This window comes from Bradyrhizobium sacchari (assembly GCF_002068095.1).
Taxonomy (GTDB): Bacteria; Pseudomonadota; Alphaproteobacteria; order Rhizobiales; family Xanthobacteraceae; genus Bradyrhizobium; species Bradyrhizobium sacchari.
The window spans coordinates 84,880-97,607 of record NZ_LWIG01000059.1; the positions used below are offsets into that span (position 1 = coordinate 84,880).

Here is a 12,728-nt window from a genome sequence, read left to right on the forward strand (position 1 = left end):
GATCTCTCCGGGAAAACGCAGGTCCGATCTTCCCATTCTGGAAGCACCGGCGCCCCTTTGGTTTCGAAGATGGGCCCGGCCTCTGATGCGCCGATGTCGGTTCGCTTAAAGCACAGTGACAATTTCCAGACGACTTTGACAAACGTACCTTCAGGAGCGCGTCAGCCTGGGGCCGGTGAATCACTCGCTGAAGCGAATGACTAATTCCATGTGTTGCGGGGCCAGTCGAGATCTCGTGACCACGATCGGAACGCCTTCGCCATCCACATTGATGTTGGTAATCAGGATTACGGGTTGCCGGCGCGGCAGCGCAAGCAGAATGGAATCGGCCTGCGAGAGTGAACCGGCGGAAATCCGCGTCTCGAACCGACGATAGTCGAGGACGCCGAACTGTCTCCAGGATTCGGTAAAACTGCCGGTCCGTTCAATAAACGTCTCGATTCCCTCAAAGCGGGGCAGCGGGAAATAGCTCGATGCGACCGACGTCGCGATGCCGTCTACGACGCTCAATGTATCAACCCTGCGCGCGAACTGGCCCTGAGGTAGGCGAAGATCGCGCGCCAAGTCTCTATCGACGCGGATCCGTACGGAACGGACGAATCGGCGCTCGCCGACCCGGTCCATGTCACGCAACGACGTGGACATTCGGGTCTCGGGGCCCAATCGGTGGCGCACGATGCGTTCCTTGACGAAGGTGCCCCGCCCCTGCTCGATGCGCACATAATCGCGCTCTTTGAGCACTGCGAATGCGCGCCGGACAGTGTTGCGATGAACGCCGAAGATCGCCGCCAGCTCAGTTTCGGTCGGCAGGCGCTCGCCGGGCTTATACTTCCCGCCGGCGATGTCCTTGCGGATTGTCTCGACCACGATCCGCCATAGCGAGGTCGCACCGCGCCTTGCGTAGAGGGACGATGGTCGTTCCTGGTCGCGCACCATCATCGCTTGGTCTCTGGCTTGCAATTTACGAAAGTCTGCGCCAAGACTCCGATGACGTCCAGCCGCTTCGTGCATCAAGCTGGCGACCCGGCGGATGAGAGGCGCGGATCCTCGGCGAGATCCGGTCGGTCGGTGATAACGGCGTCAATCCCAAGTTGTGCGATCGCGACGATCGCATCGATATCCGTTGCGGTCTGGAAGCTCGATCGCGGTGAGGCGACCGCGATGGTCCCAAGACCGGTGCGGCGGATGTTATCGATGGTCGATCGGTCATAGTCGGAGGGCAGGACGCGGATCCAGCGAGCGCCGACGGACACGGCCACATTGAGGCCGGCGCCACCGCTCGGAAAGAAGGCGCCAATGGTAGACGGCGCCGCCCGCTGCCGGACCGCCACGGCAATCTCGGCCGTGTAGGCGGTAAAGAGGATGCGATTGATGGCCCCGAGGGCTTGGCAGCGTCCGACGTAGATGCCGACCTCGGCGGCAGTGGCGTGTTTCAGGTCTACAATGACCGGCTTGCCACAGGTCATCTCCAGAAAGTCGTCAAAGGCAAGCAGAGCCGGAAAGAGACGCCGCGCGGCCTTAATATCAAGGTCGCGGATCGCATCGTGAAAACCGGCTACGCGCAGCAGGTCCTCATCATGTAGGCAGACGATTGTTCCATCCGCCGTCAAGTGCAGGTCCGTTTCGACCCCATCCGCACCCGATGTCAGGGCATGGCGGAAGGACGCGGCGGTATTCTCGAGGACGTATTCTGGCGCGCCCCTGTGGCCGATGACCCGCAAAGGCCCCGATTGGAGTGGCGGCGCCCAAAAACTGGCAGCAGATGTACTGTCCGATTGCGATTGCGTGCCGTGCATTGCTTCTACCTTTCCGAAATTAGTATGTTCACTTTACTGCTCCTCCTGTCATTCCTTCGACGAACCATTTCTGAGCGGCGAGGAAAGCGACCACGAGGGGGAGAACAACGATTGTGGCGGCGGCCATAAGAGGGCCGTAGTCGTTGCCGGCCTGCTCATTAGCAAATGCGATAATCCCGAGGGGCGGCGGCATTAGGCTTTCGGAGCGCACTGCGATCAGGGGCCAAAAGAGATCGTTCCAGTGCCCGACGACGGAGAAGATGGAGAATGCTATTACTGCCGGGAGCGCCATCGGCACCATCACCTTCCAGACGATGCCGAGTTCCGAGAGGCCATCGAGCCGGGCGGCATGGACCACGTCGTCGGGAATGGTCTTGAATACCTGGCGGAAGAGGAAGATGCCAAACGGCGAGACCACGAAAGGAAAGATCAGCGCTGCATAGGTGTTGAGGATGCCAAGCTCATAGCCCAGCACGAACAGCGGCAGCGACAGCACCTGATGCGGCAGAAGGAGTCCGATCAGTACGAAGCCGAAGATCAGATCCCGGCCGCGAAAGCGCAGCTTGGCCAGGGCATAGGCGCAAGGGGCGCAGATTAGGATCTGGAGTGTCAAGATTGCCGCGCAGACCAAGACGCCATTGCCCATGTAGCGCGGCAGCGGCGCGGAGGTCAGCGCTTTGCTGTAGTTCTGTACGGCGTACCATTGCTCCGGCAGGAACGAGAAGTGTTGGCGGAAGATCTCGCCCGGCGGCTTCAGCGACAGGCTAACCATCCAGACGAAGGGCACGAGGACGACGGCGGCGGTGATCAGCAAGACCCCGTGACGCATGATGGCGGCCGTAGGTGAGAGGCGAACGCTCATTGGTAGTGCACCCTCTTGTCCATGGCGCGGGCTTGAATAAGCGTCAACGCTACGACGATAGCGAGGAATATGACGGCCACGGAGGCGCCGTAGCCAGTACGCAAATACTCGAAGCTCTCGCGGTAGAGGGTGTAGAGCAGGACGTCCGAGGCGTGGCCCGGCCCTCCTTGTGTCAGCACCTTGATGGTGTCGAAGGCCTCGAAGGCACGGAGTGCAACGACGATGACAACGAACATCGAGACCGGATTGAGCATCGGCAGCGTGACGGTGCAGAGGCGATCGAGCCAGCGGTCGGCGCCGTCGATCTCAGCTGCATCGTAAAGGTCGCGGGGGATCGACTTGAGGCCAGCGAGGAAGAGGACCATAGCGAAGCCGAGATTCTGCCAGATGCCAATGATGGCAAGCACCGGCAAAGCGGTTACCTCGTCGCGCAACCAGTTAGCTGTGGGCAGCCCCATCGCCAAGAAGGTCTGGTTGACGAGCCCGATTGTGGGATGGAGCAGCGCTTCCCACGCGATGGCCATAGCGGCAATCGTCGCCATGAAAGGCAGGAAGTGAAGGGCACGGTAGAGAGCGCGCAGCGACCGTCCGCTCTCGATCAGCACTGCAATGGCAAGGCCTAGGATCACCGTGCCGGGCACGACGATAAGTACATAAACGATGGTGTTGAGTAGGGAAGCCCGAAATCCCTCATCGGCAAGCACCTCGCGGAAGTTCGCGATTCCCACAAATGCGAAAGTGGGCGCGCCGAACTGCCAATCCGTAAGCGAGATAACGAACACGGCGATCACGGGTACGAAGAATAGCGAGAAAAGAAGCAGAACCGCTGGACCGGCTAGCGCGCACGCTAGCATGCCCTCGGCGAGGCGGCGCCGGCGCAAGTGCGCGCAAGTTGTTTGTAGCGGCGCCGCCGCTGACGGCGCGGAACGGATTGCGCTCACAGTGCGAACTGCCGGAGCGAGGGGACCTTGCACATCTCCGCCGGCCCTGCAGCTCTAAGCCTCTTCCCGTCACGGCTGAAGGCCAGGACGCGGTCGGGTTTGACGGACAGATGCAGCGTTTGCCCGGGCGCGATGTGGGGCGCCCGGTCGGCTGTTAGCCTGACGATAAGTGCATGATCGAGACCGGCGAGGTCGAGGTGCACGAAAAGATCGGAGCCCATGTGCTCTATGAGCCGGACCGCGCCGGTCAAAGTATTCACGCCTCCGCCATCGGAGAGGTGGAAAGCTTCCGGACGGATGCCGAGCGTGAGCGCCGTTCCAGGCTCCGCATCGGAAAGAAGCTGGAATCTGGTGCCAACAGCGTCGACCGAACCGCGCTCTCGTACCACCGAATCGAGAAGGTTGATCTTCGGGCTTCCGACGAATTCGGCGACGCGGCAGTCGTCGGGGTTGGCATAGATCTCCTGGGGCGGGGCAACCTGGATCAACTCGCCCTCGAGCATCACCGCGACGCGGTCAGAGAGCGTCATCGCCTCAGCCTGATCGTGGGTGACGTAGACGAAGGTAACGCCGAGTCGGCGATGGAGGTCCTTGATCTCCGCGCGCATCTGGACACGGAGCTTAGCGTCCAGATTGCTGAGCGGCTCGTCCATTAGGAATACGGCCGGATGGCGGACCATGGCGCGGCCGACAGCGACTCGCTGGCGCTGGCCCCCGGAAAGCTGGCCGGGCTTTCGGGAAAGCAGATGGCCGATGTCGAGCGCCTTGGCAGTGCGGCTGACTTCCGCCTCGATCTCGGCCGCCACGCGCCGGGTGCCCGGCACGACCCATCCCAGGATCGGCAGCCTTTGCCAAGCATTCAATCGCCGCATGCGCAGCGGCAGGGCCATATTGGCGCCAACCGTCATGTGGGGATAAAGCGCGTAAGATTGGAACACCATGGCTATATCGCGGAGCTTCGGTCGCACGCCATCGACTGGGCGCTCGCCGATCCACACGGAACCGCTATCCTGCACCTCCAACCCCGCCAAGATCCTGAGAAGGGTCGACTTCCCGCACCCTGACGGCCCCAAAAGGGTCAAGAACTCCCCGTCCTTGATCACAAGCGAAACATCCCGAAGTACGGGCGTTGGGCCAAAGGATTTGGTAATTTGATGGAGGTGTATGTTGCTCATATGCCAACTTCTCCAGGGCCGGGTTGGCCCTCCATCGCGGTGGGCGTCTCTGAGGCAGCCTAGGACCTCTATCGGCCCTTGATGAAATCGCGCTGACAGAACCGGTACGACGACGCGAGTCATACCCATTTCGACGGCCATAGGACAGGCCCAGCTTGCACATGGCCGCCTTGGATTTGTATCGCGAGGCGGGCAGCGCGCTCGGCATCAAGGTTAAGAGGACATCGGTCATGACGAGTTAGGGCGGCTTCGCACGAGGGCTGCCGTTGACCACCTCGCCGAGACCGAATGGGTGCACTGTCGCCGACTTGCGCTTTTCGAAAGCGCGGGACCTGCGACGTCCCTGAGCCTAACAAAGGCGAGAGCGCCGACACGGCCCAGTCGAGGTTCACCAACAGTTCCAGATGCTGCGGGAGCGCGGATACTCGATAGCACGATCGGAGTGCCGGCGGCGTCGACATTGACGTTGGTCGCCAGGATTCATTGGATGGCCGCGCGACAGGCCGAGCGATTCCGTATCCGTCTTCGAGAGCGCGAGCGCCGAGATCCGGCTTTCGGGGCGCTTGTACTTGTTCACGCGGCAACGGGATATATAGCTGGACGCGGCGGCGATGGCGAGGCCGTGCATGTCGCGTAAGACGGCAGTGAGGCGCGACATCGGGCCGATGTGATGCAACGACCTCTTCTTTGAAAGAGATTGGTACAAGTCTGTCAAAGTCACACGATTTGTCATTGGGCTGTCTCTCGTCGCTTCTCTGATAGCTGATAGAACCTAGCGGGTCCACAGACAGGAAAGAGGCGTTCTACCGATGGGTCAATTGGCAAGTTATGCAACTCCAAGACGACAAAACGCCACTCAGGTTAGCGAAGTTGTCTTTACGAATGCGAAGATCGTGACCCGGTCGGAGTGTTTCAACGGAACGGTTCAGATCATCGATGGGGTGATTGTCGACATCACCAGCGGTAAGACGACCGCATCGGGCGCGCTTGACTTCGACGGCGATCACCTGCTGCCTGGGTTGATCGACGTTCACACCGACCACCTCGAAAAGCAGATTCTGCCCCGTGCCGGCGTGACGTGGGATCCCCTCGCCGCTGCGATCGCCCACGACATCCAGCTCTGCTCCGCGGGCACCACAACGGTGTTCGATTCCCTCATAGTCGGCGCGATGGGCAATCCGGAACGTCGGCGGCTATTGCCGATAATGCTGGAAGGACTCGACGAGGCACGCCGGCACGGACTGCTCAGGGCGGACCACCTGCTCCATCTTCGTTGCGATGCCCGCGAGCCCAGGCTTGTAGACCTCTTCCTTGCCCATGCCGATCACTCCGAACTTCGGTTCGTGACAATCATGGATGACGGACCGCGGCGGGACCCGAACCGGTTCCGCTATCTTGAACGCCGCAAGAATACGCCCGAGCTGGAAATCGAGGCAGCAATTTCCGCGGTCGCCAGCACAGAGGACTGCACCGAAGAAAATAGACGTCGCCTCGTGGCGCTCTGTCGTGCTCGGGGGCTGCCTTTCGCGAGCCATGATGACACCACGGCCGCTCAGATCGCAGAAGCGGTGACATACGGCCTCGCGATCTCAGAATTCCCGATCACGCTGGAGGCTGCGAAGGCCGCGCGCGCCGCCGGCATGACGATTATCGTCGGCGGTCCCAACCTCGTTGCAGGACGGTCCCACATCGGCAATGTCTCCGTGAGGGAGCTGGCGCAGAACGGGCTCGTCGACATCATTAGCTCCGATTACATCCCCTCGAGCATTTTGCGCGCGATCTGGCACCTGGCAGATCAGTCCGACGGGCCGACTCTTGCGGAGGCGGTAGCGCTCGGAAGCTTGCGCCCAGCAGAGACGTTCGGGCTTGCCGATCGGGGCGAGATCGCGCCGGGCAAGCGCGCTGATCTCATTCGCGTGGCTGACCGGGCCGGCCCGATTGTCCGCGCGGTTTGGACGGTTGGCCGGCAGGTGCTCTAAAGCCGGGAGAGAGAGAAGTGGATATGTCCTCGACGCAAATCGCTCTCGACGAGCAATGCACCCGTCAAGGTTGGATGACCTTGCTAGCCAAGGCGCCGCTCACCGAACTCGAGCGACACTGGGCAGAAATCGTCCATCCAAAGTTTCAATGGATTCGCCGGCCGGAATACGGCGCAGCCATGCTCCAAGGGGCAGTTGGGCGGACCGGCGCGGCCTTCAATCTTGGAGAGGCGACGGTGACTCGCTGCACGGTTCAGATCGAGACTGGCGAGATCGGTATTGCCTATGTGCTCGGTCGCAACAAACGCCACGCCGCGCTCGCCGCCCTATTCGACGCGCTGGTGCAGCGCGACCAAGTCAAAGGGACTAGCACGATCACCCCGATCATCGCCGCGCTCAAGCGTTGCGTGCGCGAAGCGGAGGGAGCAGTCCGGTGCGAGACTCAACAGAGTAAGGTGGATTTCTTCATGCTGGGGCGGGAGGTTACCGGCGAATGAGGGCTGATATGATACCGCTCGCCTTCCGCGATCCCGTTCACGATTCGCAGTCGGCCTTCCGCCGGCTTCTGAGGGCACTCTCCCGACCCGGCACCCCCGTCTCGCTTCCCGGCCCTGCGGAAGCGCCGGAGCCGATGGGCGGGCCGCTCGCAGCGATCGCTCTAACGCTCGCCGACGCCGATTGCCCGATTTGGCTTGACCCGGCCCTGTCGACTGAGCGGGTGCGGCGCTATCTTCATTTTCATACAAACGCGCCGCAGCTTGCCGATCCGAGGGCCGCGGCCATCGCCCTGATCGGAGATGCCGGCTGGCTGCCGGGACTTAATGGCTTTCACCCGGGCGATGCCCCTTACCCGGACCGGTCAACAACGCTGATCCTCCAATTGCCCGCGCTCACCGGCGGGTCCACGGTCCGTCTCTCTGGACCCGGTATCGAGACCACCACAAGCCTCGCGCCCCTGGGCCTGCCGAACTGGTTCTGGCCGGCCTGGCACGAGAACGCCGCACGTTATCCGCTCGGCGTTGACATCTTTCTCACCGACGATCGCGCTGTCGTCGGCCTTCCGCGGTCCACCAATGTTGAGGTACCATGATCACCTCGATTAAGGGCGGTGAAGCCGCTATCGCCGCGTCGCACCGTCTCCTTGCCAAGCGCCGGCGCGGCGACCCGGCGATTGCCAATCTAAGCGTCGGCCAGATCCGCGAGCAATTGTCGCTCGCCGTCGACCGAGTGATGAGCGAAGGCTCGCTCTATGATCCGGAGCTTGCGGCGCTCGCTATCAAGCAGGCCGAGGGCGACCTTGTAGAGGCGATCTATCTGTTGCGCGCTTTCCGAACCACACTCACTCGCTTCGGTCATGCCGAACCGATTGATACGGCTGCGATGATTGTGCGGCGCCGAATCGCAACGACCCACAAAGATGTGCCAGGCGGCCAGCTCCTCGGGCCGACCTACGACTACACCCATCGCATGCTCGACATTGCTCTGATGGGAGAGGCTGGACATGAGAACCTCTCAGATCTCACCGGCGAGCGCGAAGCGGAAGACGAGTTAGAAAACACAGCGGCCGATGCCGACGCAGTGGCCTCCGCATTGAGGAGAGACTGCGGTGTGCTCGCGCGGACCGACCTCGTAGAGCCCGCGCTGTCGGAGGCGCACGGCAAGGTCGCCGACATCACGCGCGCCCCCGTGATGTTCCCGTCGAGAAGGGACGAGCGGCTGCAGAGCCTGGCCCGGGGGGACGAGGGGTTTTTGATGGGCCTTTGCTATTCGACCATGCGTGGTTATGGGCGCAGCCATCCCTTCATTGCCGAGCTGCGCTACGGTGACGCTACGGTTGTCCTGACCGTCCCCGAACTCGACATATCGGTCGGCATCGGCGCTGTCCGTCTGACCGAATGCCAGACAGTACATCTGACCAGCCGAGATGACTCGGTGCCCCCACGTTATACGCGCGGGTATGGCCTCGTGCTCGGTCATGGCGAACGCAAAGCGATCTCGATGGCGATGCTCGACCGGACGCTGCGATCGGCTGAGCTGGGCGAAACGGTCGCTTACCCGGCACAGGATGACGAATTCGTCCTCTCTCATTGCGACAGTGTCGCGGCATCCGGCTTGGTGCAGCATCTGAAGCTGCCTCACTACGTCGATTTCCAGGCCGAGCTGCAGTTGCTCAGCCAGATGCGTGCGGACTACGCGAAACGACGTGCCGAGCCGGGCTTCAAAACCGCTGACCCGGCTACAATCACGGAGACGCTCGGTGGGGATTGATCTCGCGTTCGATGACCATGGCGTTTACAGCTTCGCTTATCTCGACGAGATGACGAAGCGGATGATCCGGCGAGCGATCCTGAAGGCGGTGGCCGTTCCCGGCTACCAGGTGCCGTTCGGCAGCCGCGAGATGCCGCTTCCCCCGGGCTGGGGCACGGGTGGGCTCCAGGTCACCGCGAGCCTCCTCGGCCGCGAGGACATGCTGAAGGTGATCGACCAGGGTGCCGATGATACCACCAATGCCATCTCGATTCGTCGCTTCTTCGCCAGGGTCGCAGGCGTCGCCACAACGGAGCGCACCGGAGAGGCGACTGTGATCCAAACCCGCCATCGCATTCCCGAGCGGGCGCTCACCGAGGACCAGATCATCGTCTTCCAGCAACCGCAGCCGGAACCCTTGCGCCGGTTCATCCCGCATGAGGTCGTCGCGCGGAAACTCCACGCCTTCGCCCAATACGGTGTGATGTACGTGCGACTGTACGAGGATATTTCCCGGCTCGGCCACGTCGCCATGTCGAGCGATTATCCGGTCATCGTCAATGGGCGCTACCTCGCCTCGCCGTCACCGATTCCGAAATTCGACAATCCGAAGTTACACCGCAGCCGCGCGCTCGCCCTGTTCGGTGCAGGCCGTGAGAGGCGTATCCATGCCATCCCGCCTTTCACTGATGTAAAAAGTCTCGATTTCGTCGACCATCCTTTTACCGTGCAACACTTCGAATCCTGCTGCTCGCTTTGCGGCGCACAGGATAGCTATCTGGACGAGATCCTCCTCGATGATGGCGGTAGGCGGGCCTTTGTTTGCTCAGATACCGCCTATTGCGCCGAGCAGCGCGGCGAAAGGACTAAGTCATGAAAGCGAGAGCGAGGGAAATTCTTCGGGTGGAGCGTCTCTCCAAGACTTTCGGGGGGCGCGTTCCTGCTTGCAGCGCAGTATCGTTCTCGCTGCGCCAGGGCGAGGTTCTCGGCATTGTCGGAGAGAGCGGCTCCGGCAAGTCGACCCTGCTCCGCTGTCTTGCGGGCCGCATCCAGCCAGATGAAGGAAAAGTACTGATCGCCTCCGATGACCATATCATCGATCTCTGGACAATGGACGAAGCCTCGCGCGAGCAATTTCTGCCAACTACTGTCTCACTCATTCACCAAAACCCGCGCGACGGATTGCGCCTCGATATCAGTGCTGGCGGCAATATCGCCGAGCCTCTAATGGCCGCTGGCGGTCGCCACTACGGCTCCTTACGAACGACGGCGTTGGAATGGCTTCAGAAAGTCGATATCGAGAAACGGCGCATTGACGATCTGCCCGAGATTTTCTCCGGCGGCATGCAGCAGCGCCTACAGATTGCACGGGGGCTAGCCACTCATCCACGCCTCGTGTTGATGGATGAACCGACCGGCGGCCTCGATGTCTCGGTTCAGGCAAAGCTCCTTGACCTACTGCGCAGCCTCGTCCGAGAGCTCGGCATCGCCGTCGTTGTTGTTACCCACGATATTGGCGTGGCACGTCTCCTCGCTGACCGGCTGATGGTGATGCAGCGCGGGCGAGTCATCGAGGAGGGACTCACGGACCAAGTGCTCGATGACCCTCATCACGCCTATACGCAATTACTCGTCTCCTCTGTACTACAAGGCTAATGAAAGACACCATTATGACCATTCTCGTTAGCGTCGACGGTCTGTCCAAGGCCTTTACGCTTCATACTCAGGGCGGCGCAGAGATTGAGGTCTTCAAGGATGTCTCACTTGAGGTCCTCGCGGGAGAGTGCGTCTGTCTGCATGGCCCCTCCGGGGCCGGCAAGTCGACGTTGCTGCGCTCGCTTTACGCCAACTACAAGCCGGACGCCGGGCAGATCATCGTGCAACACGGCGGCGAGTCGATTGACCTCGTGAGTGCGGAGCCCTGGGAAGTGCTCGAGGTGCGTCGCCATACGATGGGGTATGTCAGCCAATTCCTACGCGTCATCCCCCGCGTCGTCACCATTGACGTCGTCGCCGAGCCGGCGATCGCCATTGGTATTCCGGCAGATGAAGCACATGCAAAGGCGAAAGCGCTGCTTGCTCGGCTCAGCATTCCCGAGCGACTCTGGTCGCTGGCACCTGCAACCTTCTCGGGGGGCGAGCAGCAGCGCGTCAACATCGCTCGCGGCTTTATGGTCAACTACCCGGTTCTGCTTCTCGATGAGCCAACAGCCTCGCTCGACTCCGCCAACCGCCGAAGCGTGGTCGAGCTGATCAACGAGGCGAAGGCGCGCGGGACCGCGATTGTCGGCATCTTCCATGATGAGGAGGTACGCGAGGCTGTGGCCGACCGCCTGTTTGAGGTGGGCCACTCGTCCGTTCGCAAGTCTCGCCGCCGCACCGCAACGGCGGAGGCAGTCGCATAATGTCCGAGTCGTCCACGTCGCGCTATGCGATCTACTACACGCCCGCACCGGAACACGCGCTGACGGTGGCGGCGAGAGCCTGGCTTGGGCGGGACGCGTTCGCTGGAGGCTCGTTCACTCCATCCGATGAAATCACAGCCAGTGGTACGACCTTGGCTCGCCGCGCGCTGACCACCGCGGCGAGCCGCTATGGCTTCCACGCGACGCTCAAGGCGCCCTTCCATCTGAAAGAGGGCTATTCGGTCGAGGAACTGGAGCGAGCACTCCGTACGTTCGTCAGGAGCTGGCTTCCCTGCCCGGTCGGCCCCCTGAAGATCGATCTTCTTGGCGGCTTCTTCGTTCTGGTTCCCATGAATCCGATCCCAACTTTGGTTGGCTTTGCCTCTCAGATCGTTAAGGAGTTCGATCGGTTCCGGGGGCCCCTTTGCCATGACGAGTTTCAACGGCGTCTGCGCGGTCCGCTTGATGAGATCGAGACAACTCATCTGGTGCGATGGGGCTATCCTTACGTATTCGATCGTTTTCGTTTCCACATGACCCTGACCGATCGTGTTCCCGTTGCAAGTCAGGCCGACGTAAAGAAAGAGCTGAATGCGTTCTTCGGAACGCTACTTTGCGAAGACTACAGCATCGATACTCTTTCTCTCTTTGTTCAGGAACATCCTGGCGCAAATTTCGTCGTGCGGTCGCAGTTTGCTTTGAGGACCCGTACCCTTCTCAAGGAGGCAGTCTAAGCTGATGCTTTCTGCACACCGCCATCCCGTTCTCGATTTTAGCCCCGGCGGCGCGGGCAAGTACACGTTCATCGATTTTGCTCGCATGCAGCTGCAGTCAGATCCCTGTTTTCATTTCGCCCGCCAGGTGATCACCAGGCTTCGTTCCATCGCTGAGGATCACGGATCCGTCGATGTAGAAGAATTCCAACGACGCGCCAGCGCCGGCATGTTGGCTCTGAATTGGCACCCACACGAGCTGTTCTACGGGATTACCATTGTTGGCGACGACGAGCTTGATTGCGGCGCTGTGGCGCTAGCGGACGGCTCTCGAACCATCGTGCGCTTGGCTCGTAACCGCCACCCAGAATTACGTGTGGTCAATGTCACCGCACAGTCAGAAGTCTTATCCGAGCGCCGGGAAAGTGAGCCGGCTGTTGAAGCGGCGCCTCGAGCGAAGCGACATGGCGCCGATGCAAGGAAATGACGTGCTGCACATAGAAAACGCCGGTTCCGTGAACGTGGCCGGTGATCGGTTTATCGATGCGCTACGCGCGTACTAATTCAGACCCCAAAGGTCCTGAAAGTTTGCGTACAACATCGTGCAAGA

General features: G+C 61.2%; 15 protein-coding genes. 9 read left to right on the top strand and 6 right to left on the bottom strand.

The window, feature by feature from the left end; all coding sequences use genetic code 11:
• Nucleotides 1–180 precede the first annotated feature (180 nt).
• From phnF to A5906_RS36240, 6 genes are all read right to left on the bottom strand, one after another.
• Complete coding sequence (gene phnF, locus A5906_RS36215) at nt 181–939, bottom strand: phosphonate metabolism transcriptional regulator PhnF (RefSeq protein WP_161495477.1); 759 nt, start codon at nt 937–939, stop codon at nt 181–183.
• 71 nt (nt 940–1,010) lie between these two features.
• Nucleotides 1,011–1,796, bottom strand: coding sequence for a glycerophosphodiester phosphodiesterase (locus A5906_RS36220; RefSeq protein ID WP_080139919.1), 786 nt, complete (start codon nt 1,794–1,796; stop codon nt 1,011–1,013).
• A gap of 28 nt (nt 1,797–1,824) precedes the next feature.
• On the bottom strand, nt 1,825–2,658 hold the full coding sequence (locus tag A5906_RS36225; protein WP_080139920.1) for a carbohydrate ABC transporter permease: 834 nt from the start codon (nt 2,656–2,658) through the stop codon (nt 1,825–1,827).
• The gene (locus tag A5906_RS36230; protein WP_245327095.1) at nt 2,655–3,440 is read right to left on the bottom strand and encodes a carbohydrate ABC transporter permease; all 786 of its coding nucleotides are present in this window, start codon (nt 3,438–3,440) and stop codon (nt 2,655–2,657) included. Before A5906_RS36230 ends, A5906_RS36225 begins: the two co-directional genes overlap by 4 nt.
• Nucleotides 3,441–3,595: 155 nt before the next feature.
• Nucleotides 3,596–4,774: an ABC transporter ATP-binding protein gene (locus A5906_RS36235; protein WP_080139922.1), complete on the bottom strand. Its 1,179-nt coding sequence runs from the start codon at nt 4,772–4,774 to the stop codon at nt 3,596–3,598.
• Nucleotides 4,775–5,162: 388 nt separating this feature from the next.
• Nucleotides 5,163–5,450 carry a hypothetical protein gene (locus A5906_RS36240; protein ID WP_080139923.1) on the bottom strand — a complete coding sequence of 96 codons (288 nt, stop codon included), beginning with the start codon at nt 5,448–5,450 and terminating at the stop codon, nt 5,163–5,165.
• 133 nt (nt 5,451–5,583) lie between these two features.
• On the opposite strand from A5906_RS36240, the gene A5906_RS36245 reads away from it, so the two are divergent.
• Genes A5906_RS36245 through A5906_RS36285 form a run of 9 tightly spaced genes read left to right on the top strand, consistent with a single transcriptional unit; the run spans nt 5,584 to nt 12,605 of the window.
• Nucleotides 5,584–6,753, top strand: a complete 1,170-nt coding sequence (locus tag A5906_RS36245) for an alpha-D-ribose 1-methylphosphonate 5-triphosphate diphosphatase (RefSeq protein WP_080139924.1) — start codon at nt 5,584–5,586, stop codon at nt 6,751–6,753.
• A gap of 23 nt (nt 6,754–6,776) precedes the next feature.
• Complete coding sequence (gene phnG / locus A5906_RS36250; RefSeq protein WP_080139925.1) at nt 6,777–7,250, top strand: phosphonate C-P lyase system protein PhnG; 474 nt, start codon at nt 6,777–6,779, stop codon at nt 7,248–7,250.
• A gap of 8 nt (nt 7,251–7,258) precedes the next feature.
• A complete protein-coding gene (gene phnH / locus A5906_RS36255) occupies nt 7,259–7,843 on the top strand; it encodes a phosphonate C-P lyase system protein PhnH (RefSeq protein WP_161495478.1) in 585 nt (194 codons plus the stop codon).
• Nucleotides 7,840–9,021 carry a carbon-phosphorus lyase complex subunit gene (locus A5906_RS36260; protein WP_080139929.1) on the top strand — a complete coding sequence of 394 codons (1,182 nt, stop codon included), beginning with the start codon at nt 7,840–7,842 and terminating at the stop codon, nt 9,019–9,021. The genes phnH and A5906_RS36260 overlap by 4 nt, the downstream gene beginning before the upstream one ends.
• Nucleotides 9,011–9,877, top strand: a complete 867-nt coding sequence (locus tag A5906_RS36265; protein ID WP_283807751.1) for an alpha-D-ribose 1-methylphosphonate 5-phosphate C-P-lyase PhnJ — start codon at nt 9,011–9,013, stop codon at nt 9,875–9,877. Before A5906_RS36260 ends, A5906_RS36265 begins: the two co-directional genes overlap by 11 nt.
• Entirely contained in the window at nt 9,874–10,656 is a 783-nt protein-coding gene (phnK, locus tag A5906_RS36270) for a phosphonate C-P lyase system protein PhnK (protein WP_080139931.1), read from the top strand. The genes A5906_RS36265 and phnK overlap by 4 nt, the downstream gene beginning before the upstream one ends.
• A 14-nt stretch (nt 10,657–10,670) precedes the next feature.
• Nucleotides 10,671–11,405, top strand: coding sequence for a phosphonate C-P lyase system protein PhnL (gene phnL / locus A5906_RS36275; protein ID WP_080139991.1), 735 nt, complete (start codon nt 10,671–10,673; stop codon nt 11,403–11,405).
• Nucleotides 11,405–12,139, top strand: a complete 735-nt coding sequence (locus A5906_RS36280) for a DUF1045 domain-containing protein (protein WP_080139934.1) — start codon at nt 11,405–11,407, stop codon at nt 12,137–12,139. Before phnL ends, A5906_RS36280 begins: the two co-directional genes overlap by 1 nt.
• A 4-nt stretch (nt 12,140–12,143) precedes the next feature.
• Complete coding sequence (locus A5906_RS36285; protein WP_080139936.1) at nt 12,144–12,605, top strand: nucleoside/nucleotide kinase family protein; 462 nt, start codon at nt 12,144–12,146, stop codon at nt 12,603–12,605.
• Nucleotides 12,606–12,728: the final 123 nt, after the last annotated feature.

What these genes read in the sequence shown, in the direction of transcription:
- A5906_RS36220 (WP_080139919.1), bottom strand. Translation starts at nt 1,796, where the DNA reads ATGCACGGCACGCAATCGCAATCGGACAGTACATCTGCTGCCAGTTTT.
- phnK (WP_080139931.1), top strand. Translation starts at nt 9,874, where the DNA reads ATGAAAGCGAGAGCGAGGGAAATTCTTCGGGTGGAGCGTCTCTCCAAG.
- phnL (WP_080139991.1), top strand. Translation starts at nt 10,671, where the DNA reads ATGACCATTCTCGTTAGCGTCGACGGTCTGTCCAAGGCCTTTACGCTT.
- phnG (WP_080139925.1), top strand. Translation starts at nt 6,777, where the DNA reads ATGTCCTCGACGCAAATCGCTCTCGACGAGCAATGCACCCGTCAAGGT.
- phnF (WP_161495477.1), bottom strand. Translation starts at nt 939, where the DNA reads ATGATGGTGCGCGACCAGGAACGACCATCGTCCCTCTACGCAAGGCGC.
- A5906_RS36235 (WP_080139922.1), bottom strand. Translation starts at nt 4,774, where the DNA reads ATGAGCAACATACACCTCCATCAAATTACCAAATCCTTTGGCCCAACG.
- A5906_RS36285 (WP_080139936.1), top strand. Translation starts at nt 12,144, where the DNA reads ATGCTTTCTGCACACCGCCATCCCGTTCTCGATTTTAGCCCCGGCGGC.
- phnH (WP_161495478.1), top strand. Translation starts at nt 7,259, where the DNA reads ATGATACCGCTCGCCTTCCGCGATCCCGTTCACGATTCGCAGTCGGCC.
- A5906_RS36260 (WP_080139929.1), top strand. Translation starts at nt 7,840, where the DNA reads ATGATCACCTCGATTAAGGGCGGTGAAGCCGCTATCGCCGCGTCGCAC.
- A5906_RS36280 (WP_080139934.1), top strand. Translation starts at nt 11,405, where the DNA reads ATGTCCGAGTCGTCCACGTCGCGCTATGCGATCTACTACACGCCCGCA.
- A5906_RS36225 (WP_080139920.1), bottom strand. Translation starts at nt 2,658, where the DNA reads ATGAGCGTTCGCCTCTCACCTACGGCCGCCATCATGCGTCACGGGGTC.
- A5906_RS36245 (WP_080139924.1), top strand. Translation starts at nt 5,584, where the DNA reads ATGGGTCAATTGGCAAGTTATGCAACTCCAAGACGACAAAACGCCACT.